This window comes from Mycobacterium sp. NPDC050853 (assembly GCF_040653875.1).
GTDB lineage: Bacteria > Actinomycetota > Actinomycetes > Mycobacteriales > Mycobacteriaceae > Mycobacterium.
Genome location: NZ_JBFAGW010000007.1, coordinates 1 through 22,662, shown reverse-complemented (window position 1 = coordinate 22,662; position 22,662 = coordinate 1). Strand labels below are relative to the sequence as shown.

21 protein-coding genes are annotated in these 22,662 nt (G+C 64.7%); 4 read left to right on the top strand and 17 right to left on the bottom strand.

The annotated features are described in order from the left end of the window. Window positions 1-3: 3 nt before the first annotated feature. Window positions 4-975, top strand: a complete 972-nt coding sequence (locus AB0H22_RS20210; protein WP_358148469.1) for an alpha/beta hydrolase — start codon at window positions 4-6, stop codon at window positions 973-975. Here AB0H22_RS20210 and AB0H22_RS20205 read toward each other — a convergent pair. The 10 genes from AB0H22_RS20205 to mihF form a co-directional block, all read right to left on the bottom strand. Continuing rightward, window positions 953-2,404, bottom strand: a complete 1,452-nt coding sequence (locus AB0H22_RS20205) for an NCS1 family nucleobase:cation symporter-1 (protein ID WP_358148467.1) — start codon at window positions 2,402-2,404, stop codon at window positions 953-955. The two genes, AB0H22_RS20210 and AB0H22_RS20205, sit on opposite strands and share 23 nt — an antisense overlap. 2 nt (window positions 2,405-2,406) lie before the next feature. Beyond that, window positions 2,407-3,426, bottom strand: coding sequence for a TIGR03842 family LLM class F420-dependent oxidoreductase (locus AB0H22_RS20200; RefSeq protein ID WP_180749846.1), 1,020 nt, complete (start codon window positions 3,424-3,426; stop codon window positions 2,407-2,409). Between the two features lie 25 nt (window positions 3,427-3,451). Then, the gene (hydA, locus tag AB0H22_RS20195) at window positions 3,452-4,873 is read right to left on the bottom strand and encodes a dihydropyrimidinase (RefSeq protein ID WP_180749845.1); all 1,422 of its coding nucleotides are present in this window, start codon (window positions 4,871-4,873) and stop codon (window positions 3,452-3,454) included. A gap of 8 nt (window positions 4,874-4,881) precedes the next feature. Beyond that, a complete protein-coding gene (locus tag AB0H22_RS20190) occupies window positions 4,882-5,724 on the bottom strand; it encodes a nitrilase-related carbon-nitrogen hydrolase (protein ID WP_358148776.1) in 843 nt (280 codons plus the stop codon). A gap of 88 nt (window positions 5,725-5,812) precedes the next feature. After that, the gene (locus AB0H22_RS20185) at window positions 5,813-6,613 is read right to left on the bottom strand and encodes an alpha/beta fold hydrolase (protein ID WP_358148465.1); all 801 of its coding nucleotides are present in this window, start codon (window positions 6,611-6,613) and stop codon (window positions 5,813-5,815) included. Between the two features lie 124 nt (window positions 6,614-6,737). After that, window positions 6,738-7,940 carry a methionine adenosyltransferase gene (gene metK, locus AB0H22_RS20180; protein WP_358148463.1) on the bottom strand — a complete coding sequence of 401 codons (1,203 nt, stop codon included), beginning with the start codon at window positions 7,938-7,940 and terminating at the stop codon, window positions 6,738-6,740. Between the two features lie 76 nt (window positions 7,941-8,016). Further along, the gene (coaBC, locus tag AB0H22_RS20175) at window positions 8,017-9,297 is read right to left on the bottom strand and encodes a bifunctional phosphopantothenoylcysteine decarboxylase/phosphopantothenate--cysteine ligase CoaBC (protein WP_180749843.1); all 1,281 of its coding nucleotides are present in this window, start codon (window positions 9,295-9,297) and stop codon (window positions 8,017-8,019) included. Between the two features lie 17 nt (window positions 9,298-9,314). Further along, window positions 9,315-9,599 carry a DNA-directed RNA polymerase subunit omega gene (rpoZ, locus tag AB0H22_RS20170; protein WP_225422047.1) on the bottom strand — a complete coding sequence of 95 codons (285 nt, stop codon included), beginning with the start codon at window positions 9,597-9,599 and terminating at the stop codon, window positions 9,315-9,317. A gap of 92 nt (window positions 9,600-9,691) precedes the next feature. Then, on the bottom strand, window positions 9,692-10,261 hold the full coding sequence (gene gmk / locus AB0H22_RS20165; protein WP_180749841.1) for a guanylate kinase: 570 nt from the start codon (window positions 10,259-10,261) through the stop codon (window positions 9,692-9,694). 10 nt (window positions 10,262-10,271) lie between these two features. Next, window positions 10,272-10,589, bottom strand: coding sequence for an integration host factor, actinobacterial type (mihF, locus tag AB0H22_RS20160; RefSeq protein ID WP_180749840.1), 318 nt, complete (start codon window positions 10,587-10,589; stop codon window positions 10,272-10,274). Window positions 10,590-11,068: 479 nt separating this feature from the next. Here mihF and AB0H22_RS20155 point away from each other — a divergent pair, with 479 nt between their 5' ends. Further along, a complete protein-coding gene (locus AB0H22_RS20155; RefSeq protein WP_358148459.1) occupies window positions 11,069-12,394 on the top strand; it encodes an acyltransferase in 1,326 nt (441 codons plus the stop codon). Here AB0H22_RS20155 and pyrF read toward each other — a convergent pair. The 7 genes from pyrF to pyrR form a co-directional block, all read right to left on the bottom strand. Continuing rightward, window positions 12,376-13,203, bottom strand: coding sequence for an orotidine-5'-phosphate decarboxylase (pyrF, locus tag AB0H22_RS20150; RefSeq protein WP_358148457.1), 828 nt, complete (start codon window positions 13,201-13,203; stop codon window positions 12,376-12,378). The genes AB0H22_RS20155 and pyrF overlap by 19 nt on opposite strands. An 85-nt stretch (window positions 13,204-13,288) precedes the next feature. Next, window positions 13,289-16,627, bottom strand: a complete 3,339-nt coding sequence (gene carB, locus AB0H22_RS20145; RefSeq protein ID WP_180749837.1) for a carbamoyl-phosphate synthase large subunit — start codon at window positions 16,625-16,627, stop codon at window positions 13,289-13,291. Further along, a complete protein-coding gene (gene carA, locus AB0H22_RS20140) occupies window positions 16,627-17,802 on the bottom strand; it encodes a glutamine-hydrolyzing carbamoyl-phosphate synthase small subunit (RefSeq protein WP_180749836.1) in 1,176 nt (391 codons plus the stop codon). Before carA ends, carB begins: the two co-directional genes overlap by 1 nt. After that, window positions 17,799-18,296 carry a transporter gene (locus AB0H22_RS20135; RefSeq protein WP_180749835.1) on the bottom strand — a complete coding sequence of 166 codons (498 nt, stop codon included), beginning with the start codon at window positions 18,294-18,296 and terminating at the stop codon, window positions 17,799-17,801. Before AB0H22_RS20135 ends, carA begins: the two co-directional genes overlap by 4 nt. Continuing rightward, window positions 18,293-19,594 (bottom strand): dihydroorotase, encoded by a 1,302-nt coding sequence (locus AB0H22_RS20130; RefSeq protein WP_180749834.1) that lies wholly within the window; start codon window positions 19,592-19,594, stop codon window positions 18,293-18,295. Before AB0H22_RS20130 ends, AB0H22_RS20135 begins: the two co-directional genes overlap by 4 nt. Then, on the bottom strand, window positions 19,591-20,544 hold the full coding sequence (locus AB0H22_RS20125; protein WP_358148453.1) for an aspartate carbamoyltransferase catalytic subunit: 954 nt from the start codon (window positions 20,542-20,544) through the stop codon (window positions 19,591-19,593). The genes AB0H22_RS20130 and AB0H22_RS20125 overlap by 4 nt, the downstream gene beginning before the upstream one ends. Continuing rightward, window positions 20,541-21,116, bottom strand: a complete 576-nt coding sequence (gene pyrR / locus AB0H22_RS20120) for a bifunctional pyr operon transcriptional regulator/uracil phosphoribosyltransferase PyrR (protein ID WP_180749832.1) — start codon at window positions 21,114-21,116, stop codon at window positions 20,541-20,543. The genes AB0H22_RS20125 and pyrR overlap by 4 nt, the downstream gene beginning before the upstream one ends. A 114-nt stretch (window positions 21,117-21,230) precedes the next feature. On the opposite strand from pyrR, the gene AB0H22_RS20115 reads away from it, so the two are divergent. Both AB0H22_RS20115 and AB0H22_RS20110 read left to right on the top strand, forming a co-directional pair. Beyond that, window positions 21,231-22,451, top strand: coding sequence for a serine hydrolase domain-containing protein (locus tag AB0H22_RS20115; protein ID WP_180749831.1), 1,221 nt, complete (start codon window positions 21,231-21,233; stop codon window positions 22,449-22,451). Between the two features lie 98 nt (window positions 22,452-22,549). Next, on the top strand, window positions 22,550-22,662 hold a 113-nt coding region (locus AB0H22_RS20110; protein WP_358148773.1), incomplete at its 3' end, for a hypothetical protein.

The following is a 22,662-nucleotide window of genomic DNA, read 5'->3' as shown; positions in this document are numbered from 1 at the left end:
GCCATGACCGATTCTGTCGCTCTTCACGCAAGCGGCTCATCGCACACCGAACCGAGCATCGATCCGATTATCCTCAAGATTCTGAAAGCTGTTCCGATTCAACTTGTTTCGCCGGACGGTCCGCAGGCGTCCAGAGACGCGTATCGGGCCGTCGCCACGGCACGCCCGCCGTGGATCGAAGTGGCCAAGATCGAAGACCGTACGATCCCCGGCCCTGCGGGCGAGATACCGGTACGCATCTATTCACCGGCTGAGGGCGGCGTGCGTCCCGTCTTCATGTTGATCCACGGCGGCGGCTGGGTTATCGGCGACCTGGACACCCATGATGCAGTTGCCCGCGCCGCAGCAGTGCAGGCCGATGCCGTGGTGGTGTCAGTGGACTACCGGCTGGCGCCGGAGCACCCGTACCCGGCCGCGGTCGAAGACTGCTGGGCTGCACTGCAGTGGGTGCACGCGCATGCCGCCGAGATCGGTGGCGACCCGGACCGCCTTGCTGTGGGCGGCGATTCGGCCGGCGGAAATCTGTCGGCGGTGATGGCGCAGCTGGCACGCGATAACGACATTCCATTGGTCTTCCAGGTGCTGTGGTACCCGGCCACCACCTTCGACACGACGCTGCCGTCAATGATCGAGAACGCCGAGGCGCCCGTCCTGGACTTCAAGACCGTCGCGGGGCTGAGCAAGTGGTATCTCGGGGACACCAATCCCGCCACCGCGGGCCCGACACTGGTCCCGGCCCGGGCCGAGAGCTTCGAAGGTTTGGCGCCGGCGTTCATCGGTACGGCACAGTTCGATCCGCTCCGCGATGACGGCGCCAAGTACGCCGAACTGCTGGGCGGCGCCGGCGTGCCGGTCGAGTTTCACAACGCCCCGACGATGATCCACGGCTACCTCGGCTACGCCGATATCGTGCCCGCGGCCACCGAGGAGCGCGACAGGTCACTGGCCGCGCTCAAGAAGGCGCTGCACGGCTAGTCCGACGCGGGCGCAGACTCAGCGCGTACATGAGCGCGCCTCCCAGCAGCGCGCCGACCGGCCAGGAAACTGCGGTCAGGCTCTGTGACGAGGGCACCAGCGCGATGGCGATCGCCGCCGCACCAGAAACACCCAACGCGATCAGTGCCGCCGGGTTGAACCCGCGGGTGTAGAAATAGGCACCGGCGGTGGATTCCGAGTACAGGTCGGCGGTGTTCGTGCGCTGGCCGCGCAGCAGGTAGTAGTCCACGACAAGGATCCCGAACACCGGTCCCATCAAGGCGCCCACCCCGCCGAGGAAGTACACGATGGCGGCCTCGTTCCCCCAGATTTTCCAGGGCAACACCGCGATCGACAGGACCGCGGTGATGATGCCCCCCGTGCGAAATGAGATGTATTTCGGGGCGACATTGGAGATGTCGTAGGAGGGTGAGACGAAATTGAGCACCACGTTGATGCCCACGGTCGCGATCGCGAAGAAGATCGCAGCGACGATCACGAGGGCATCCGAATCGATATCCGCGACCAGCTTCACCGGGTCGATCATCGCGCTGCCGTACTTCTTCAGCGCGGCAAGCGAAATGACGATCGAGATCACCACGAAGGCGGTCTCGTTGAACGGAATACCCAACGCGTTACCCCGCAGGATCGCCTGCCTGCTCGGTGCGAAACGGGCGAAGTCCGCGTAGTTGACCAAGGGGCCCGCCATGAAGGCGACCATCAAGAATGCCACTCCGGTGAATGCCAGCACCGTGGCTCCGGATGTCAGCGGGACACCGGCGCGGGCACCGAAATCGATGCTCCAGCCCACACTGGCCAGCATCCATATCGCCAGGGCGATCATCCCGATCCAGACCACCGGGCCCGCCACATCGGACGCCTTGCGCACGATCTCCATGCCGTAATTGAGGATCAGCAGCTGCACGGTCCACAGGGTCAGGAAGGCTGCCCACCCCAAGGCGTGTAGGCCCAGGAAGGTCGGTTCCGTCCACGACCGCAACCCCGGATCCAGCCGCAGGAGCAGCACGATGACCGCCGTCGACGCCAGGTAGGTCTGGATCCCGTACCAGAAGATCGCGACCAGCCCTCGCAGCAATGCCGGCACGTTGGCTCCGAAGACCCCGAATGTGGCGCGCGCGAAAACCGGGAAGGGCACCCCCAGCCGCTGGCCGGCTATCCCGATCAGGTTGCTCCCGAACCAGAGCATCAACACCCCGACGAAGAGTGCGAGCATGGTCTGCCAACCCGTCAGCCCCAACGCCAGCATGCCCACGGCGAAGCCGTAGCTGCCCAGGCTGTGCGCCGAGGTCATCCACAGGCAGAAGAGGTCCCAGGTGCGCCAGGTCGCCTGGGCCACGGTGGTCGGCGCCAGGTCTTCGTTGCTCAACCTGCCCGATGTCGTCACCGGCACAAGCCGCCTCTCGGCCATCGTCAGCGACTCTTCGCCGTGATGTGTTGCGACAGTGCGGGAATGACCGTTTCCCCGTATACCCGCAGGGTCTCTTCCTTGTTATCGTGTTGGAGGTACCCGGCGAACTGGTCCACCCCGAGCGCCTTGAGCTCTGACAGCTTGGCGACGTGATCCTCGGCCGTGCCGAGCACACAGAAGCGATCCACGATATCGTCGCTCACGAATTCCGCGTGGGTATTGCCCGCCCGGCCGTGCTGGTTGTAGTCATATCCCTCACGCCCGGCAATGTAGTCGGTAAGTGATTGCGGCACTTGCCCGTTGGGGCCATACCTGGCCACAATATCGGCGATGTGATTGCCCACCATCCCGCCGAACCACCGGCATTGATCGCGCATATGCGCCCAGTCCGATCCCACATACATGGGTGCGGCCACGCAGATCCGCACTGCGGCAGGATCACGTCCGGCCGCCACCGCGGCGTCCCGCACCGCCCCGATCATCCACCGTGCGATATCGATATCGGCAAGCTGCAAGATGAACCCGTCGGCGAACTCACCGGTCAGAGCCAGGGCTTTGGGTCCGTAGGCCGCCACCCACACCTCCAGCTCGGAATTCCGGCTCCACGGGAACTGCAGTGTGGCGCCCTGGTATTCGACGGGCCGCGAGTTCGCGAGCTCCCTGATGACATGGATGGATTCGCGCAGTGTGGCCAGGGTCGTCGGTGCGCCACCGGTCACCCGCACCGCCGAATCGCCCCGGCCGATACCGCAGATCGTGCGGTTGCCATACATATCGTTCAAGGTCGCGTACAACGACGCCGTGACGGTCCAGTCCCGCGTTGCCGGATTGGTGACCATGGGCCCCACGACAATCCGCCTCGTCTCGTGCAGAATCTGGCTGTAAAGCACATAGGGCTCCTGCCACAGCAGGTGTGAATCGAAGGTCCACAGATGACTGAAGCCGTGGGCCTCCGCGAGTTTCGCCAGCTGCACAGTTCGTACCGCCGGTGGATCACACTGCAGGACAACTCCGAAGTCCATCGCGGGCCCTCCCTATCGATCCGGGTCAGATCAGGTATTGACACAGGTCGCGGCGCAGGAACGCGCCGTCTCCCTTGCTGCCGAGATACTCGTCGCCGTCGACGATCACCTTTCCGCGGGAGAGCACGGTGTCGACGTGCCCGTCGATCTCGTATCCCTCCCACGCCGAGTGGTCCATGTTCATGTGGTGGGTCTTGCCCAACCCGATTGAGGTGTGCCCGTTGGGGTTATAGACAACGATGTCCGCGTCGGCACCCGGGGCGATCACACCCTTGCGCCCGTAGAGCCCGAACATCCGTGCCGGGGTGGTCGAGGTGATCTCGACCCAACGCTCCACGGTGATCCGGCCGTCGACGACTCCTTGGAATAGCAAGTCCATCCGATGTTCGATCGAGCCGATCCCGTTGGGAATCTTCGAGAAGTCACCGATGCCCACGTCCTTCTGTCCCTTCATGCAGAACGGGCAATGGTCGGTCGACACCATCTGGATGTCGTTGGTGCGCAACGCGCGCCACATCTCGTCCTGGTGGTGCTCGTGTTTGGAGCGCAGCGGTGTCGAGCAGACCCACTTGGCCCCCTCGAAACCGGGCGCACCCAGGTTTTCCTCCAGGGACAGGTACAGATATTGAGGGCAGGTCTCCCCGTACACGTTCTGGCCAGCGTCACGTGCGGCGGCCAGCTGCGCGACGGCCTGTTTCGCCGAGACGTGTACGACGTACAGCGGCGCACCCGTCAGATTCGACAGCATGATGGCGCGGTGTGTGGCCTCTTCCTCCAGCTGCCAGGCCCGGGCGATCCCGTGGTAGTAGGGTTCGGTCTTCCCCGCAGCGAGCAGCTGTGCCACCAGAACGTCTATGGCAGGGCCATTCTCGGCGTGCATCATCGTCATCAGCCCGGTGTCGGCGCCGACCTGCATGGCCCGCAGAATCTGCGCGTCATCGCTGTAGAACACCCCGGGGTACGCCATGAACATCTTGTAGCTGGTGATGCCCTCGTCGGCCAGGCGACGCAGTGCTGTCAACGATGCGTCGTTGACATCGCCCACGATCTGATGGAAGGAGTAATCGACCGCGCATTGGCCCGCGGCCATCTGGTGCCACGTCTGCAGTGAATCCTCCAGCCGTTCACCGAATTTCTGCACCGCGAAGTCGATGATGGTGGTGGTGCCGCCCCAGGCGGCCGCCCGGGTCCCGGTTTCGAAGTCATCGGAGGCGGTGGTCCCGCCGAAGGGCATCGACATATGGGTGTGGGCATCGATACCGCCCGGGATGACATACTTGCCGCCTGCCTCGATCACCGTGTCGACGGTCCCGGCCAGGTCTACTCCGAGCACCGTGCTGCCCGGCAGCAGAACCGCCGCGATCTTCTCGCCATCGACCAGGACATCCGCGTCGCCACGGCCGGTCGCCGTTACCACGGTGCCGCCTCGAATCAATGTCGTTGCCATCGCGCCTCCTACGGTGCGACGATCGGGCCGTAGGTGTCTGGCCGGCGATCCCGGTAGAACTGCCAGTCACCCCGTACTTCTCGGACCACGGACAGGTCCAGGTCTCGAATCACGATCTCTTCATCACTCTCGGAGGCGATCTCGCCAACATAGTTGCCGCGCGGGTCGACGAAGTAGGAACTGCCGTAGAACGTGACGGCCTGATCCCCGAATTCGCCGCTCTCGCTGCCTATCCGGTTGTTGGCCCCGACGAAATACTGGTTGGCCGCTGCCGCTGCGGGTTGTTCCAGCTCCCAAAGCCTATTGGAAAGACCGGGTTTGGTGGCCGAAGGGTTGAAGACCAACTCGGCCCCAGCAAGGCCGTAATTGCGCCAGCCCTCGGGAAAATGCCGGTCGTAACAGATGTAGACGCCGATTCTTCCCACCACGGTGTCGAACACCGGGTAACCGAGATTGCCTGGGCGGAAGTAGAACTTCTCCCAGAACCGATCGAGGTGCGGTATGTGGTGCTTGCGATATTTGCCGAGGTAACTGCCATCGGCGTCGATGACTGCCGCGGTGTTGTAGAGGACGCCCGGCTGCTCCTCCTCGTACACCGGAAGCACCATGACCATGCGGTGTTCTCTGGCGAGCGCCGCGAACCGCTCGGTGACGGGACCGGGCACGGATTCGGCGTAGTCGTAGTACTTCTTGTCCTGCACGACGCCGAAATAGGGGCCGTAGAACAACTCCTGGAAGCAGATCACCTGAGCACCCTTGGATGCCGCCTCGGCGACAAAACGTTCGTGCTTGGCGAGCATGGATTCCTTGTCGCCGGTCCACGTGGCCTGCGTGAGCGCGGCCCTGATCACCGATGAGCCGCTCGCACGAAGAGCATCAGACACCGTCATCGATTGACCTTATTCGCACCGGGCCTGGCGCGCGCGGCAATGGAGGCAGCTAGCCCGGGAGGAATTCGAGTGTCGCCTCGAGGAATTCGCGAGGTCGCTCGACGTTCGACAGATGCACCACTGGCAACGTCACCAACCTGGCCCCGGGGACGGCGGATGCGATGAACTCGCCGTGAGCAAGTGTCGTCACCGTGTCGAATTCCCCCGCGACAACAAGGGTCGGTCTCGTGATCAGGGCACCGGTAGCGCGCAGATCCGTGTCGCGGACCGCCGCGTAGCAGCCGGCCAGCCCGAACGGATTCATTGCCAGCAGCCCGGCCTGGAAAGGAATGACTGCCTCATCGAGTGGGTCGAGCATATTCGCGGGAAACCAGTTGCGCAGGAAGCTATTAGCGATCTCGGTCAGATCGCCGGCCGCCAGCACATCGGCAATACGCCCGTCCCAGAACGATCTTGGTTCCAGATGTGCCGCAGTGTTGGCAAGGATCAAGTGATCGATCCTGCTCGGCTGCCGGTAGCCCAGCCATTGCCCGATGAATCCGCCCAGGGACAGACCGCAGAAGTGCACACGGTCGAGGCCCAGCGCATCGAGCAGTTCGACGACGTCGTATCCGAGGCGGTCCAGGGAGTAGGGCCCGGCCGGTGCGCCCGAGGCACCGTGGCCCCGGGTGTCGTAACGCAGTACCCGAAAGGACTGGGACAACGCCGCGAGCTGAGCATCCCACATGCCCATGGTGGTGCCTATCGAATTGGACAGCACCAAGACCGGCGCCGCCGGCGGGCCGTCGATCCGGTAAGCCACCGTGCAGCCGTCACCTGTCGTGAAAACCGATAGCTCATCACGCGCCATGTCCTGACAAACGCCACCGGCCAGTACCGCATCCCCTGGGCATCGCCGGGTCTGAGCACCAACGCGACAAAAACGCCGGGTGTGAGCAGTAGCGCTCACTCCCGGCGTTTTTGCGCACGAAGAGCTAAACGGCAGCCTTCAAGGCGTCGACTCGATCGGTCCGCTCCCACGGCAGATCGATATCGGTGCGCCCGAAGTGGCCGTACGCGGCGGTCTGCGCGTAAATCGGCCGCAGCAGGTCCAGGTCACGGATGATGGCGCCCGGCCGCAGGTCGAACACCTCGTTGATGGCCTTCTCGATCTTGGCCTGGTCCACCTTGTTGGTGCCGAAGGTGTCGATGAACAGTCCCACGGGTGCGGCCTTACCGATCGCGTAGGCGACCTGAACCTCAACCCGGTCCGCCAGCTCGGCGGCCACCACGTTCTTGGCCACCCAGCGCATCGCATAGGCAGCGGAGCGGTCAACCTTCGACGGATCCTTACCGGAGAACGCGCCACCGCCGTGACGGGCCCAGCCCCCGTAGGTGTCGACGATGATCTTGCGGCCGGTCAGGCCCGCGTCACCCATCGGGCCACCGAGCACGAACTTGCCCGTCGGGTTGACCAGCAGCCGGTAGTCGGAGATATCCAGCGATTCCTGCTCGAGCTCGTCCAGGACGGTGTTGACGACCTTTTCGCGGATATCCGGGGTCAGCAGATTGTCCAGGTCGATATCGGCGGCATGCTGCGTCGAGAGCACCACCGTGTCGAGCCGGACGGCTTTGTCGCCGTCGTACTCGATGGTGACCTGGGTCTTGCCATCAGGACGCAGGTACGGCAGCAAGCCGCCCTTGCGGACCTCGGTCAGTCGGCGCGCGAGGCGGTGCGCCAGCGCGATGGGCAGCGGCATCAACTCCGGGGTGTCGTTGATGGCATACCCGAACATCAGCCCCTGGTCGCCGGCGCCCTGGGCGTCCAGCGGATCCGCCGCGCCCTCGACGCGGGCCTCATGGGCGGTATCCACACCCTGAGCGATATCCGGCGACTGGGCGCCGATGGCGATGTTCACCCCGCAGGAGTGCCCGTCGAAGCCCTTGGATGACGAGTCGTAGCCGATTTCCAGAACGCGATCGCGCACGATCTTTGGGATGTCGGCGTACGCGGACGTGGTGACCTCGCCGGCGACGTGAACTTGGCCGGTGGTCACCAGCGTCTCCACCGCGACCCGGGACTTGGGGTCCTGTGCGAGCAGCGCATCGAGGATCGAATCGCTGATGGCATCACAGATCTTGTCCGGGTGCCCCTCGGTTACCGATTCACTGGTGAAAAGCCGTCCCGCTGAGCTCACAGCGCAGCCCCTTTCAGATCGTTACGTGTACTAAGCATTATGGCCGACGAACAGAGACTGAGGCCGTGCCCGGTTGTCAGGTTCGCTGACAAAGCCCGGTAACGGCATCCACAATACGGCTTGCCATCAGAACTTTGGTGCCGTGCTCCAAGACAACTTCAGTGACCTCGCCGCTGCTTTGGGTGGACAGCAGCCAACCGTCGTTACTGTCCACCTCGAAGGCCCGTCCCTCGCCAACAGCGTTGACTACCAACAGATCACAGCCCTTGCGCTTCAGCTTGGAACGCGCATGGAAGAGCACATCGCCATTGGCATCGCCGGTTTCGGCGGCAAACCCGACGATGGCCCGCATGTTGGGCAGCTGCCCGTCGGTGCGCGCACGCACGACTCCGGCCAGCACATCGGCATTGCGCAGCAATTCGATGGGCGCATCGACGGGGCCCTCGACTGGGTTTGTCCCCACGGGGGGATGGCTCTTTTTGATCTTGTTGGTCGCAACGTGCGCGGGGCGGAAGTCGGCCACGGCGGCCGCCATGATCAGCACCTCCGCCTCGGATGCGTGTTTGGTGACCGCGTCCTGCAGTTGCGCCGCGGAGCTGATGTGGACCACGTTGACCCCGGCTGGGTCGGGCAGCCCGACGGTGTGGCCGGCGATGAGCGTGACCTCTGCGCCGCGCTGGGCGGCGACCCGCGCTATCGCGTATCCCTGCTTCCCGGAACTGCGGTTCCCGATGAAGCGCACGGGGTCCAGGGGCTCGCGGGTTCCGCCGGCGGTCACCAGGACGCGTACACCGGCCAGATCGTGCGGTAGCGCGTCGGCTCGCGCCAGGAGCAGTTGGGCCAGGGTGCTGATCTCCTCGGCCTCGGGAAGGCGGCCTGGGCCGCTGTCGGCGCCGGTAAGCCGACCCGAGGCGGGCTCCAGGACCACGGCGCCGCGTTCGCGCAGCGTCGACACGTTGTGCTGAGTGGCGGCATGCAGCCACATCTCTGTGTGCATCGCGGGGGCGAAGAGCACCGGACAACGTGCGGTCAGCAGCGTCGCGGTCAGCAGGTCGTCGGCACGACCCGTGGCGGCACGCGCCAATAGGTCCGCGGTTGCAGGCGCGACCACCACGAGGTCTGCGTCCTGCCCCAACCGCACATGTGGGACCTGGGGAACATCCTCGAACACCCCGGTCCTGACCGACTCACCCGAGAGTGCCTCGAATGTCGCGGCGCCCACGAATTGCAGGGCGGACTCGGTAGGAATAACCCGGACGCTGTGCCCAGCCTCGGTGAGCTGGCGCACCACGGTGCAGGCCTTGTAGGCGGCGATTCCCCCGCCCACTCCGACGATGATCCGCTTGCGGTCGGCCATGACCGTCGTCCTGGTTTCTACTCGCCTTCGGTGTGCTCGAGCAGATCGCCATGGATCTCGCGCAGCGCGATCGACAGCGGCTTTTCCTGCAGACCCGGCTCGACGAGCGGCCCCACGTATTCGAGGATGCCGTCACCTAGCTGGTTGTAGTAGTCGTTGATCTGGCGAGCACGCTTGGCTGCGTAGATCACCAGCGCGTACTTGCTCGATGCCCGTGCCAGCAGCTCGTCGATCGGTGGGTTGGTGATACCCAGCGGCGTGTCGAGGGCTGCGTCGTAGCTTTCGGTGCCCGGTTCGACGATGACGTCGGTCTGGGGAGTGCTCACTAAAGAATCTCCTGGCTTTGTATGTGGCGCTGAAGATGGCTGACGCGGTACTCGCGATGCGCTGCCGGTTAACGTCCGACCAACAACGATACCAACTTTGCGCAGGCATTTTCCAACTGGTCGTTGACGACGACGACATCAAAGTCGGTTTGAGCCGCCATTTCCACCTCGGCTGTTTCCAATCGTCGGGCGATCACAGCCTCGGATTCGGTCCCGCGGCCGGTAAGCCGCTGCACCAGCGCGTCCCAGCTCGGTGGGGCCAGGAAGACGGTGAGGGCCTGCGGGAGCGCGGCCTTGATGGCCCGGGCACCGGCCAGGTCGACCTCGATAAGCGTGGGACGACCGGCCTCCATTGCCTCGCGAATGGGCGCGGCAGGAGTTCCCGAACGCTGCAATCCGCCGTGGATATCGGCCCATTCCAGCAGCGCACCGGTGTCGATCAGCCGCTGAAACTCCTCGGTGGTGACAAAACGGTAGTCAACGCCATCCACCTCACCCGGCCTAGGGGCCCTGGTGGTGGCAGAGACGCTGAAGAATAGGTCGTCCAGGTCATCGCGTAGCCGATGCACCACGGTGGACTTACCGACGGCTGAGGGGCCGGATAGGACTACTACCCGGCCCCTCATCGAAGCTGTCATCTGGAGAAGATCAGGAAAAGTCGAACCGCTCCAGCAGCGCCTTGCGCTGACGATCACCGAGACCGCGCAGACGGCGGGTCGGGGCGATCTCCAGTTCGGTCATGATTTCCTGCGCCTTGACCTTGCCGACCTTCGGCAGGGCCTCCAGCAGAGCCGAAACCTTCATCTTGCCGAGGACCTCATCGGTCTCGGCGTCCTTGAGCACCTGCTTGAGATTGGTGCCGCCTTTCTTGAGCTTCTCCTTGAGCTCGGCGCGGATGCGGCGGGCGGCAGCCGCCTTCGCCAACGCGGCGGCGCGCTGCTCGTCAGTCAACTGTGGAAGGGCCACGATTCCTCCGTCTCATACGAAACTCTTCGGTTTTTCTGTTCGGCTGGAAACACAACCAGCCAGCGACAGCGACCGTACCCACGCCAGCCGACAAATGTGAACCCCACCCCCTGTTAGTCGGTGAAAATCGCCTGCTAGAGGCGCCGCGGGCGATCATGTCGAGCAACTATCGCACCCGCGCCGTATCACCCGACATTTCTCCAGGTCGGAAATGAAAGATACTGCTGCTCAACGTATTTCGCTCCCGATTCGCTACCTCTGCAGTTCTTATACTCGAACCGGAGACAAGCAAACCGTGATTGCCATGAGGGCAAACTGAAAATCTTGTGTGAATCTCGTGTTGCGCGTGTCGCGACCCGGCCACGTCCAGTTGAAGAGACGGCCGCGTCCAGTTGAAGAGACGCAGGTGAGGACGCCGTCGATAGACGTCCGTGAAGTTGCTTAGCAAGGCGCAACAGTTGCTGGGTAGGGTGCGACATATGGGTGACCAGGTGCACCCATCACGTGAGCGTGATCGGGTATTGGACGCCGCGAGGCTCGTGTCGCTGGCCACGGTCGTGGCCTACCACGTCCTCGCGGGTAGCCCTACCCTCGTCAAGGGCAAACCCGCCATGTCAGCGAACTACGGCGCGCATTGGCTGTTTTGGCTGATCCCGCTGATGCCGCTGTTCTTCTTCGCTGGCGCCGCAGCAAATCTTCATTCCTGGGAAGCCGGTAAATCCTGGGGGCAATTCCTGATGAGCCGTGCCACGCGGCTCTTCCGCCCGGTGTTCTATTTCCTCGCCTTCGTCGCGCTGGTGACCACCTTGCTGCACTTCATACTCGGCAACACTCGCGAGCTCCTCTATCTCGAAAAAAGGCATATCGAGCTGCTTTGGTACGTGGGGGCCTACCTGCTGACACTGGCGTTCCTGCCGTGGCTGGCCCGCATCCGCACCGGATGCCACCTGAGCTGGTTCGTCGCGACGATGTGCCTGCTCACCGCACTGGTCGACACGATCAGCGTCATCACGAACACATGGCACGCGACCGGCTGGATCAACATGATCTTCATGTGGCTCGTCCCCGCCGCATTGGGGATCGGGTATCAACGCAAGCTCATCCCCCGCCAAGTGGCGTGGGGAGGCGCAACGGCCGCCCTGGCCGCGACCGTGGCGCTCGCCATCCTGGGACCGTATCCGTCGGGGCTGATCGCCAACATGCCGCCGACCTTGTTACTCGCAGCGAGTGCAATCGTTCAATGCCTGGTGGTGATCGCGTTCGCGCCGGCCATCAATCGTTGGGCGCAGGGCGCGCGGACGTGGCGGTTCCTCGAACTGTGCAACAGCGGCAGCATGACGATCTACCTGTGGCACTGGGTGATCACCTTCCTGCTGTCCTACGGGATCTACCTTGCCCTTCGCATCGGGCTGGTGAGCCCGCACAGCGCCTGGTACTGGCCGGGGAACATGCTGCGACTGTCCATCGTGTGCGCCATCGTGGCCATCCTTTTCGTGCCGCTGCGGGCGACCGAGCGCAGAGCACTGCCGTGGTGGGACCGCCCCGTGCCCCCCATGAACAAAAGCCGCGATATCGCTGTCGGCGTGCTTGTGCTGATCGGCGCGATATTGACGCTCGTGTACACCCGGATCTACGTCATCGATCCGGCTTGGGGTGGGTTCACCCCACTAGGACGGTGGATCGTGATCGCCTCACTCATACCGCTGGCCGTCGCGCGAATGTTGAGCCGAAAATCATTGCCTTGCAACATTGTTAGGCCATCAGACGATCGGCCGATCGTCACCGTTCACTCGGCCAGCAGGTAAGCGACGCTGTCACGTAACCGGTCGACGGCTGCACGGAGCGCCGCCACATCCGGCCCGGCACGCAGCACTTCGCGCGAGACCGCGGGAAGCAGCAGCCGGCCCGGAGCGCCACCCAGACCACGCAAATCCTCGGGCCTGCCCCCCTGGGCTCCGAGCCCGGGAACAAGCACAGGACCACCGATCGACGAGAGGTCCGGCGGGTCGGTGACGGTTACGCCCACCACGACACCCACCGATCCGGGACCGTCGGCGGCGGCATTGAGAGCTGCCACCTGATCCACCATCGACTGTGCGACGGTCGAACCCGAGGCATGGGCACGCTGCACCGGCGGCGCTTCCGGGTTGGATGTCGCCGCGAGAACGAAGACACCGCGCTCGCGCTCGTGCGCAAGGTCCAGCAGCGGCGACAGGGACCCAAATCCTAGATACGGCGAGGCGGTCACCGCATCGGAGCTCAACGGCGAGCTTCCTAGCCACGCCTGCGCGTACGCCGCCATGGTCGATCCGATATCTCCGCGTTTGGCGTCCGAGAGCACCAGCACGCCGGCCTCACGCAGTCCCGCAATGGTCTGCTCAAGGACCGAATAACCGGCCGCACCATAGGTTTCGAAGAACGCCACCTGCGGTTTGACGATCGCCACCTCGCGGAAGGCTTCGACGCAGACATCGCTGAATCTGGCCAGGCCGTCGGAATCGGCCTCCAATCCCCAGGAACGCAGTAGCTCCGGATGCGGGTCGATGCCGACACACAACGGGCCACGGGAGGCGGTGGCGGCCTGCAGCCGTGCGCCGAAGCTCACCGGCCCCACCGCTCTTCGCGCAAGCGGCTCATCGGGACCTGACTCTCTTCGCGCAAGCGGCTCATCGGGACCTGACTCTCTTCGCGCAAGCGGCTCATCGCAAGCCCGCGTGGAGTTCCTGAAGTGACCGCACTCCGATATCGCCGCGGATACCGGCCTCGATTCCCTGCACCGCGGCCGACGCGCCCTGCACCGTGGTGATGCATGGGATGTTCATCGATACGGCAGCGGAACGGATTTCGTAGCCGTCAATACGAGGGCCGGAGTTCCCGTACGGGGTGTTGATAACCATCGCGACCTCGCCGGACTTGATGACGTCCACTGCCGACTTCGCGGGCCGCCCCTCCCCGACGCTCTCGTAGTGCTTGCGAACCTCTTCGCATGGTATTCCGTTGCGACGCAGCATCTCTGCCGTGCCTTCGGTCGCCAGCACCTTGAATCCCAGATCTGCCAGTCTCTTTACCGGGAACACCAGCGAGCGCTTGTCACGGTTGGCCACCGAAACGAAGATGGTGCCTTCCTTGGGAAGCGACCCGTACGCCGCGGTCTGACTCTTGGCGAATGCACTGCCGAAATCGGCGTCGATACCCATGACCTCGCCGGTGGACTTCATCTCGGGACCCAACAGGGAATCCACTTGGCTGCCATCAGCCTTGCGGAACCGGTGGAACGGCAGCACGGCCTCCTTGACCGCCACCGGGGCACCGCTGGGGATGGTGGCGCCGTCGCCCTTGGCGGGCAGTAAGCCTTCCTCCCGCAGTCCGGCGATAGTGGCGCCCAACATGATCCGCGCGCATGCCTTCGCAAGCGGCACCGCTGTCGCCTTCGAGACAAAGGGCACGGTGCGGCTCGCCCGAGGGTTGGCCTCCAAGACGTAGAGCACATCGTCCTTGAGCGCGTACTGCACGTTGAGCAAGCCAACGACACCGATACCGTGTGCGATGGATTCTGTCGCACTTCGCACTTTTTCAATATCGCTGCGGCCCAGGGTGACCGGTGGCAGCGCACAGGCCGAGTCGCCGGAGTGGATACCGGCTTCCTCAATGTGCTCCATGACCCCGCCGAGGTACACCTCGGTGCCATCGCATAGCGCGTCGACGTCGATCTCGATGGCGTCTTCCAAGAAGCGGTCTACCAGCACCGGGTGCTCGGGCGAGAGCTGAGTGGCGCGGGTGATATAGCCCTGCAGCGTGTCCTCGTCGTAGACGATCTCCATGCCCCGGCCGCCCAGCACGTAGGACGGCCGCACCAGCACCGGATATCCGATGTCGGCGGCGATCTGCCTGGCCTGCTCGAATGTCGTTGCGGTGCCGAAACGCGGGGCGGGCAGCCCAGCGGATACCAGCAGCTCGCCGAACACACCGCGATCCTCGGCGCGGTCGATCGCGGCCGGGCTGGTGCCCACCACCGGAACACCCGCGTCGGCCAGGCGCTTGGCCAGCCCCAGCGGCGTCTGCCCCCCGAGCTGCACGATGACGCCGACGACGCCTGGTCCACCCCGGCCGGATTCCGACTCGGCGTGGTAAACCTCGAGCACGTCCTCAAAGGTCAGCGGCTCGAAGTAGAGGCGGTCGGCGGTGTCGTAATCGGTGGACACCGTCTCCGGGTTGCAGTTGACCATGATGGTCTCGAAACCGGCCTCCGACAGCGTGGTTGCCGCATGCACGCAGCTGTAGTCGAACTCGATGCCCTGCCCGATGCGGTTGGGGCCCGATCCGAGGATGAGCACCTTGGGCCGCTCAGTCTGCGGGGCCACCTCGGATTCCGCGGCAGGATCCAACTCGTAGCTCGAGTAGTGATACGGAGTCTTCGCCTCGAATTCGGCGGCGCAGGTGTCGACGGTCTTGTACACCGGCCGGATGCCCATCCGGTGCCGCAGCGACCGAACCCCGTTCTCCCCCGCCAATTCCGGGCGGAGCGCCGCGATCTGGCGATCGGACAACCCGTAGTGCTTGGCGCGTCGCAGCAGCTCCTCGTCGAGGATGGGTGCCTCGCGCAGTTCGGTGCCGAGGTTGTCGATCTGGGCGATCTCCTCCACGAACCAGGGGTCCACGCCGGTGACCTCGGCCAGCCGCTCGACGCTGGCGCCCGCGGCCAGCGCGCGTTGAATGCCGTAAAGCCGCCCCTCGCGCGGTACCCGCAGCTCCCGCAGGAACGCATCCATATCCTCGACGGGGCCCGCGTTATCGGTCCAGAACCCGGCCTCCGCGGTCTCCAACGAGCGCATCACCTTGCCGAGCGCTTCAGAGAAGTTGCGGCCCAGGGACATCGCCTCGCCCACCGATTTCATGGTGGTGGTCAACGTGGCGTCGGCGCCCGGGAACTTCTCGAAGGCGAACCGGGGTGCCTTGACCACCACGTAGTCGAGGGTCGGCTCGAAACAGGCCGGCGTCTCCTTGGTGATGTCGTTGACGATCTCGTCGAGCCTGTATCCGATCGCCAGCTTCGCGGCGATCTTCGCGATGGGGAACCCGGTCGCCTTGGAGGCCAACGCACTCGATCGGGACACACGGGGATTCATCTCGATGACAATGAGGCGCCCGTCGTGGGGGTCGATCGCGAACTGGATATTGCACCCGCCGGTATCGACACCAACCTCGCGCAGGATCGCGATTCCGAGATCGCGCATCTTCTGGTACTCGCGGTCCGTCAGCGTCATTGCGGGTGCCACGGTCACCGAGTCCCCGGTGTGCACACCCATCGGGTCGACGTTCTCGATCGAGCAGACGACGACCACGTTGTCGCGACTATCACGCATCAGCTCAAGCTCGAATTCCTTCCAGCCGTAGATCGATTCCTCGATGAGCACATTGGCCGACGGGGAGGCCGCAAGACCCTCTCCTGCTATCCGCTCAACTTCCTCGGCGGTGTGCGCCATGCCGGAGCCCAGCCCACCCATGGTGAAGGAGGGGCGCACGACAACCGGCAGGCCGAGGTCGGCAACCGTTTCCCGGACCTCTTCCATGGTGAAACAGACGCGGGACTTCGCCGACTCTCCACCAACTTTGGCGACGATATCCTTGAATTGCTGGCGGTCCTCGCCGCGCTGGATGGCCTCGAAATTAGCGCCGATGAGCTCGACTCCGTACCGCTCCAGCGCGCCGTTTTCGTATAGCGCGACCGCGGTGTTCAACGCAGTCTGACCGCCCAGTGTGGGCAGCAGGGCGTCAATCTTGTTGCCCTTCTCGGCTTGTGCGGCAAGAACTTTCTCGACGAACTCAGCGGTGATGGGCTCGACATAGGTGTTATCGGCGTACTCGGGGTCGGTCATGATCGTGGCTGGGTTGGAGTTGACGAGGCTGACCTGCAGTCCCTCGGCGCGCAGCACGCGACAGGCCTGGGTGCCCGAGTAGTCGAACTCACAGGCCTGGCCGATCACGATGGGGCCGGACCCGATGACCAGGATGTGGTTGAGGTCTGTGCGACGTGGCATCAGCGGTTACCCCGGCCTTCCAAGCTTGTTTCCAATGCGGATACGAATTGGTCGAAGAGGTATTCAGCGTCATGAGGCCCGGCCGCCGCCTCGGGGTGGTACTGCACCGAGAACGCCGACCCGTCCAGCAGCCGGATCCCTTCCACGACGCCGTCGTTGGCGCAGGTGTGGCTGACCTCGGCCCGCCCGAAGGGCGTGTCGAACTGCTCGCCCGCCTCGCCTTCCAGCGCGAACCCGTGGTTCTGGGCGGTGATCGCGACCCGGCCCGTGGTGTGGTCGATGACCGGGACATTGATACCGCGGTGCCCGAACGTCATCTTGTAGGTGGACCGCCCCAGTGCCCTGCCCAGCAGCTGATTGCCGAAGCAGATGCCGAACAACGGGATTCGCCGCTCCAGCACTGCTTGCGTCACTGCGACCACATGGTCCGCGGTGGCCGGATCTCCCGGCCCGTTGGAGAGGAAGACGCCGTCGGGCGCGAGTGCGAGCAGCTCGTCGGGACTGATGGACGACGGCACCACCTGCACGCGAATACCGCGCGCCGCGAAATTACGCGGGGTGTTGGTCTTGATGCCCAGATCCAGAGCCGCCACGGTGAACCGGTGCGCACCATCGGGTTCCACGGTATACGTGCTGGCCGTACTTACTTCGCCGGCCAGATCCGCGCCCAGCATGCTGGGTTGGCCGTTGACGCGCGAGAGCAGGAAGTCGGTGGGTGCGTCTGCCACGGTCCCGCTGAAGATGCCCGCCTTCATCGATCCACGGGTGCGCAGGTGGCGGACCACGGCGCGGGTGTCGATTCCCGCGATACCGACGATGTGCTGCCCCTTGAGCGCGTCGTCGAGGGAACCGTTGGCACGCCAATTCGATACCCGGTTCGATGGATCGCGCACCGCGTAGCCGGCGACCCAGATCTTGCCGCCGCGGCTCTCGTCGTCCTCGTCATTCCACCCGGTGTTACCGATCTGCGGCGCGGTGGCCACCACGATCTGCCGGTGGTAACTCGGGTCGGTCAGGGTCTCCTGGTAACCCGACATGGCCGTGCAGAAGACCGCCTCGCCAAGGGTTTCCCCCACCGCGCCGAACGGCTTTCCGGTGAATACCCGCCCGTCTTCGAGAACGAGCACCGCCTTGTCGCGACCGTATCCTCTTCGCGCCAGCGGCTCATCGATCATGACGCTACCTTCCATTCTTGATATTCACTTCGCGGTCGGGCCAGAAAACCGGTGTCGATCTCGGTGCCCGAGGGCAACCGCCACCGAATGGCGAGAATGCCGTCGTGGGTAAGTACCTTGCCCGCCAGCGCCTTGGCGGTGCGGATCTCGGTGATGACGTCCGCGGGTATCCAGATGTCTCCGGTTCCGCTGCGTTCCAACAGGATTCCGGCGGTATACCGGGTCAGCGTCGCGCTCGTTCGGTAGCCCAAATCCCCTACGGCGATGCGGTCTTGCCAGTCCGGCGCGATGGTGCTGCCGACGTAGAGCCCCTCCACGGGTTCGATGACGACCTCACCGCGCTCATCGGGTGCAGCCGGGAGCACCCCGACGACGTCGGCCTGCCGCTGTGCGCGTGCATGCCAGCCCCGCCACATCAAGCGGATGAGCAGCACGGTCAAGGTCAGCGAGGCGCCCGCCATGATCAGCGCACCGACGAAGTCCCCGTGGTTCATGCGGTTACCTTCCCGTCCCGTGCGGTGACACGACCCCGCAGCAGCGTGGCGGTCACCGTGGCGGGCAATGTCATCGATTCGAACGGCGTGTTGGCCGACTTGCTGGCCAACCCGTCACCGCGCACGGTCCAGGTGGCATCGGGGTCGACGATGGTCAGGTTCGCGGGCTCCCCGACCGCCAGCGGACGTCCCTGATCGGGCAGACCGACGATCTGCGCCGGGCGCTCGCTCATTACCCGTGCGATATCGCGCCAGGTAAGCAGCCCCGGTTTCACCATGGTCTCCACGACCACCGATAGCGCGGTCTGCAATCCGAGCATCCCGGGTCTGGCCGCGGCGAACTCGCAGCACTTCTCGTGATCGGCGTGCGGCGCGTGATCGGTTGCCACACAATCGATCACCCCATCCGCGAGGGCCTGTCGCAATGCTTCGGCGTCGGTGGACTCACGCAGCGGCGGATTCACCCGATATACGCCGTCATACGAGGCCAGTCGACTGTCATCGAGCAGCAGGTGATGCGGCGTCACCTCGGCAGTGATGGAAATCCCTTGCCCCTTCGCCCATTTAAGCAACTCGACGGTGCCCGCGGTAGAGGCATGGCAGATGTGCACGGGCGCGCCGGTGTCGCGGGACAAGATGGCGTCACGCGCGACAATGGACTCTTCGGCGGCACGGGGCCATCCGGTTAAGCCCAACCGAGCCGCGTGGGCACCCTCGTGCGCCACCGAGCCGACGGTGAGCCGCGGCTCCTCGGCATGCTGGGCGATGAGCACCCCCAAACCCTTGGCGTACTCCAGCGCACGTCGCATCACCAGCGGATCGTGCACGCACTTGCCGTCATCGGAGAACATCCGCACCCGGCCCGCGCCGCGGGCCATCATCCCCATCTCGGTGAGCTGCTTGCCCTCCAGCCCGACCGTCACGGCGCCCACGGGATGCACATCGACCAACCCCACCTGCTGGCCGCGCTGCCACACGTGATCGGTCACCACGGGGCTGTCGGCCACCGGGTTGGTGTTGGCCATCGCGAAGACCGCGGTGTACCCGCCCAGAGCGGCTGCCGCCGAACCGGAGTCGATGGTCTCGGTGTCCTCACGGCCTGGCTCACGCAGGTGTGTGTGCAAGTCGACGAACCCGGGCAGTAGCACCTGACCGGGGGCTTCGATGGCCGTGTGGACCTCGGTTTCGATACCCGGCCCAATACCGGCCTCGATACGGGTGATCTGCCCGTCCTCAACCAGGACGTCAACCTGCTCGCCCTCGCCGTAGAGACGCACACCTTTGATCAACACGCTCATGCGGGCACCGCCTCATCGGAACCGACCAGCAGGTGGAACAGCACTGCCATGCGGATATGCACTCCATTCGATACCTGTTGCAGGACGGCCGATTGCGAGGAATCCGCAACCGATGATGCGATCTCCATACCGCGCAGCATGGGACCGGGGTGCAGCACCACCGCGTGCTCGGCGAGGAGCTGCTGGCGGGCCGCTGACATGCCGTACAGCACCGAATACTCACGCGCCGAGGGGAAGAACCCGCCGGTCATGCGTTCCGCCTGCACCCGCAGCATCAAAACGGCATCGGCACCCGGCAGCTCGGCGTCCAGGTCGTGGGTCACTGTCACCGGCCAGGTCTCGACACCGACCGGCAGCAGCGTTGGTGGTGCCACTAGCACCACCTCGGCACCGAAAGTGTTGAGCAGCAGGGCATTCGATCGAGCAACCCGGCTGTGCAGGATGTCCCCGACGATGACGACGCGGCGCCCTTCGAGGCTGCCGAGCCGCTGTCGGATGGTCAGCGCGTCGAGCAGCGCCTGCGTGGGATGCTCGTGGGTGCCGTCTCCCGCGTTGATGACAGCGGGTCCGCTCAGGCCGTCCTCCCCCTCGGCGGTCCACTGCGCGAGCTGCGCGGCGACACCGGAGGCCGGATGGCGCACGATGAGCGCATCGGCGCCGATCGCGCGCAGCGTCAACGCGGTATCGCGCAGCGACTCCCCTTTAGACACCGAGGACCCCGAGGCGCTGACATTGATGACGTCGGCACTCATCCACTTGCCCGCGACCTCAAAGGAAACCCTTGTCCGCGTGGAATTCTCGTAGAACATCGTGATAATGGTCCGCCCGCGCAGCGTCGGCAGCTTCTTGACCTCGCGCCCCGCAAGGGCCTGTAGGAACCGGTCGGCGTCATCCAGGATGGCGGTGGCCTCGTCGCGGGTGAGGTCGGCAGCGGACAACAGATGTCTCATGAGGCCGCCCCTTGTCCGCCCTTGATCACAACCGCGTCGCAGCCGTCGTGTTCGGCCAACAGCACCTTGACGTCCTCACTGCGCGCGGTTGGCACGTTCTTGCCGACGTAATCGGCGCGCAGCGGCAGCTCACGGTGCCCACGGTCGACCAGGACCGCGAGCTGAACCGCCCGGGGCCGGCCGAGGTCACGCAGCGCGTCGAGCGCCGAGCGCACGGTGCGGCCGGAGAACAACACGTCGTCGACAAGGATCACCAGAGCTCCATCCACCCCGCCCTCGGGAATCGAGGTGCGTTCGAGCGGGCGGTGGGGTTTGTTACGAAGATCGTCGCGGTAGAGGGTGATGTCCAGGAATCCGGCGGGCACCTCGACACCGGAGAACTCGGTGATGTGGGCGGCCAGTCGTTTGGCGAGGGTGGCGCCGCGCGTGGGGATGCCGACCAGTACGACGCGAGGTGCGTCGGTGGAATCGGAAAGCGCGGTCTTCTCGATGATTTGATGCGCGATACGCGCGATGGTCCTGCCGACATCTGCGGCGGACAACAATTCGCGTCCTTCTACTGCTTCGCCCACGCTTACGCGAGACCTCCTTCTCCGCCTCACTGGACGGATCGTTAAAGGATGTCACTTACCGCGAGCGAGCTTAGCATCCGGGCACCTGCCAGCCTCGACTGACAGTATGGGGTCATGCCCGAATTCGAGTCCACATTCGACGCAGCTCTCGCCCCGATCCGAGCGGCGGTAAATGACCGCATTCTGGCCGGAGCGGTGACGTTGGTGTGGCAGGGCGGGCAGCTCAGGCACCTGGGCGCCGTGGGTCATCGCGACGTCGACGCGGGTCTGCGGATGGCCGACAACACCATTTTCCGCATCGCGTCCATGACAAAACCGGTGATCAGCGCGGCGGCCATGGCTCTTGTCGACGACGGCACAATCCGCTTGAACGACCCGATCACCACCTGGCTGCCGGAGTTCGCCCAGATGCGGGTGCTCGCAGACCCGGGCGGCTCGCTGGATGACACGTTCCGGGCGCCACGCACCATCACGGTCGAGGATCTGTTGACTCACCGCAGTGGGCTGACCTACGACTTCATCTCGACCGGACCAATAGCGAAGGCCTACCAGCCGCTGCACACGGCTGCGTTCACCGAACCCGACGAGTGGATCGCGGCGATCGCCGCGCTGCCGCTGGTATACCCGCCCGGAGAGCGCTTCCACTACAGCCATTCCACCGATGTGCTCGGCTTGCTCATCGCGCGCGCGGCCGCGCGGCCACTGAATGAGCTGCTGCGTCAACGAATCCTGGATCCGCTCGGCATGTCCGATACCGACTTCTTCGTTCCCGAACACAAGGCGAGCCGATTGGCGCGCCTGTATGGCCTCGGAGATGACGAACAAATTGTGGTGGCCGACCGCGGCTATCTCACTTCGATGCCCACCTCAGCACCGGCACTGTGCCGCGGCGGCGGCGCACTCGCGAGCACCGCGCACGACTACCTCGCCTTCGCGCGAGCACTCCTGGGTGGCGGCGAGGCCGACGGAGTGCGCATCCTGTCCCCCGAATCGACGGCCGCGCTGCGCACCAACCGCCTCACCCCTGCACAGCGCAAACTGCCGTCCTTCGGCCTGCCCTACTGGACCGGACGCGGATTCGGCCTTGGCCTGTCGGTCGTCCTCGATCCGAACGAGGCCGCATTGTTCGGTCCGGGCGGCGCCGGCACCTTCGGCTGGCCGGGAGCATTCGGCACCTGGTGGCATGCCGACCCGAAGGCCGACGCGATTCTCATGTTCCTGCCGCAGTGGCGCATGCCCGACCTGGACCCCAAGGCCGCGCTGGCGAGCACATCCACGCTACGACTGCAGCTGTTGCATATTCAGTTCGCGCAAGCGGTGTACGCGGCGCTCTAGATGCGCGCCGGGACAGCTCTTTAGGCGTTCTTGAGCCGGGGGTATCAACATTCAGACAGCTCTGTTCGTGCCGCCAACGCCAACCAGAGAGGCCGCAGATGACGATCTTTGCTCCCGAGGCGATTGATGAATCGCTTGATCCGCGTGATCCGCTGTTGCGGCTGAACACCTTTTTTGATGACGGCAGCCTCGAGCTGCTCCACGAGCGTGA

What these genes read in the sequence shown, in the direction of transcription:
- AB0H22_RS20210 (WP_358148469.1), top strand. Translation starts at nt 4, where the DNA reads ATGACCGATTCTGTCGCTCTTCACGCAAGCGGCTCATCGCACACCGAA.
- AB0H22_RS20205 (WP_358148467.1), bottom strand. Translation starts at nt 2,404, where the DNA reads ATGGCCGAGAGGCGGCTTGTGCCGGTGACGACATCGGGCAGGTTGAGC.
- AB0H22_RS20200 (WP_180749846.1), bottom strand. Translation starts at nt 3,426, where the DNA reads ATGGACTTCGGAGTTGTCCTGCAGTGTGATCCACCGGCGGTACGAACT.
- hydA (WP_180749845.1), bottom strand. Translation starts at nt 4,873, where the DNA reads ATGGCAACGACATTGATTCGAGGCGGCACCGTGGTAACGGCGACCGGC.
- AB0H22_RS20185 (WP_358148465.1), bottom strand. Translation starts at nt 6,613, where the DNA reads ATGGCGCGTGATGAGCTATCGGTTTTCACGACAGGTGACGGCTGCACG.
- coaBC (WP_180749843.1), bottom strand. Translation starts at nt 9,297, where the DNA reads ATGGCCGACCGCAAGCGGATCATCGTCGGAGTGGGCGGGGGAATCGCC.
- gmk (WP_180749841.1), bottom strand. Translation starts at nt 10,261, where the DNA reads ATGACAGCTTCGATGAGGGGCCGGGTAGTAGTCCTATCCGGCCCCTCA.
- AB0H22_RS20155 (WP_358148459.1), top strand. Translation starts at nt 11,069, where the DNA reads ATGGGTGACCAGGTGCACCCATCACGTGAGCGTGATCGGGTATTGGAC.
- carB (WP_180749837.1), bottom strand. Translation starts at nt 16,627, where the DNA reads ATGCCACGTCGCACAGACCTCAACCACATCCTGGTCATCGGGTCCGGC.
- carA (WP_180749836.1), bottom strand. Translation starts at nt 17,802, where the DNA reads ATGATCGATGAGCCGCTGGCGCGAAGAGGATACGGTCGCGACAAGGCG.
- AB0H22_RS20135 (WP_180749835.1), bottom strand. Translation starts at nt 18,296, where the DNA reads ATGAACCACGGGGACTTCGTCGGTGCGCTGATCATGGCGGGCGCCTCG.
- AB0H22_RS20130 (WP_180749834.1), bottom strand. Translation starts at nt 19,594, where the DNA reads ATGAGCGTGTTGATCAAAGGTGTGCGTCTCTACGGCGAGGGCGAGCAG.
- AB0H22_RS20125 (WP_358148453.1), bottom strand. Translation starts at nt 20,544, where the DNA reads ATGAGACATCTGTTGTCCGCTGCCGACCTCACCCGCGACGAGGCCACC.
- AB0H22_RS20115 (WP_180749831.1), top strand. Translation starts at nt 21,231, where the DNA reads ATGCCCGAATTCGAGTCCACATTCGACGCAGCTCTCGCCCCGATCCGA.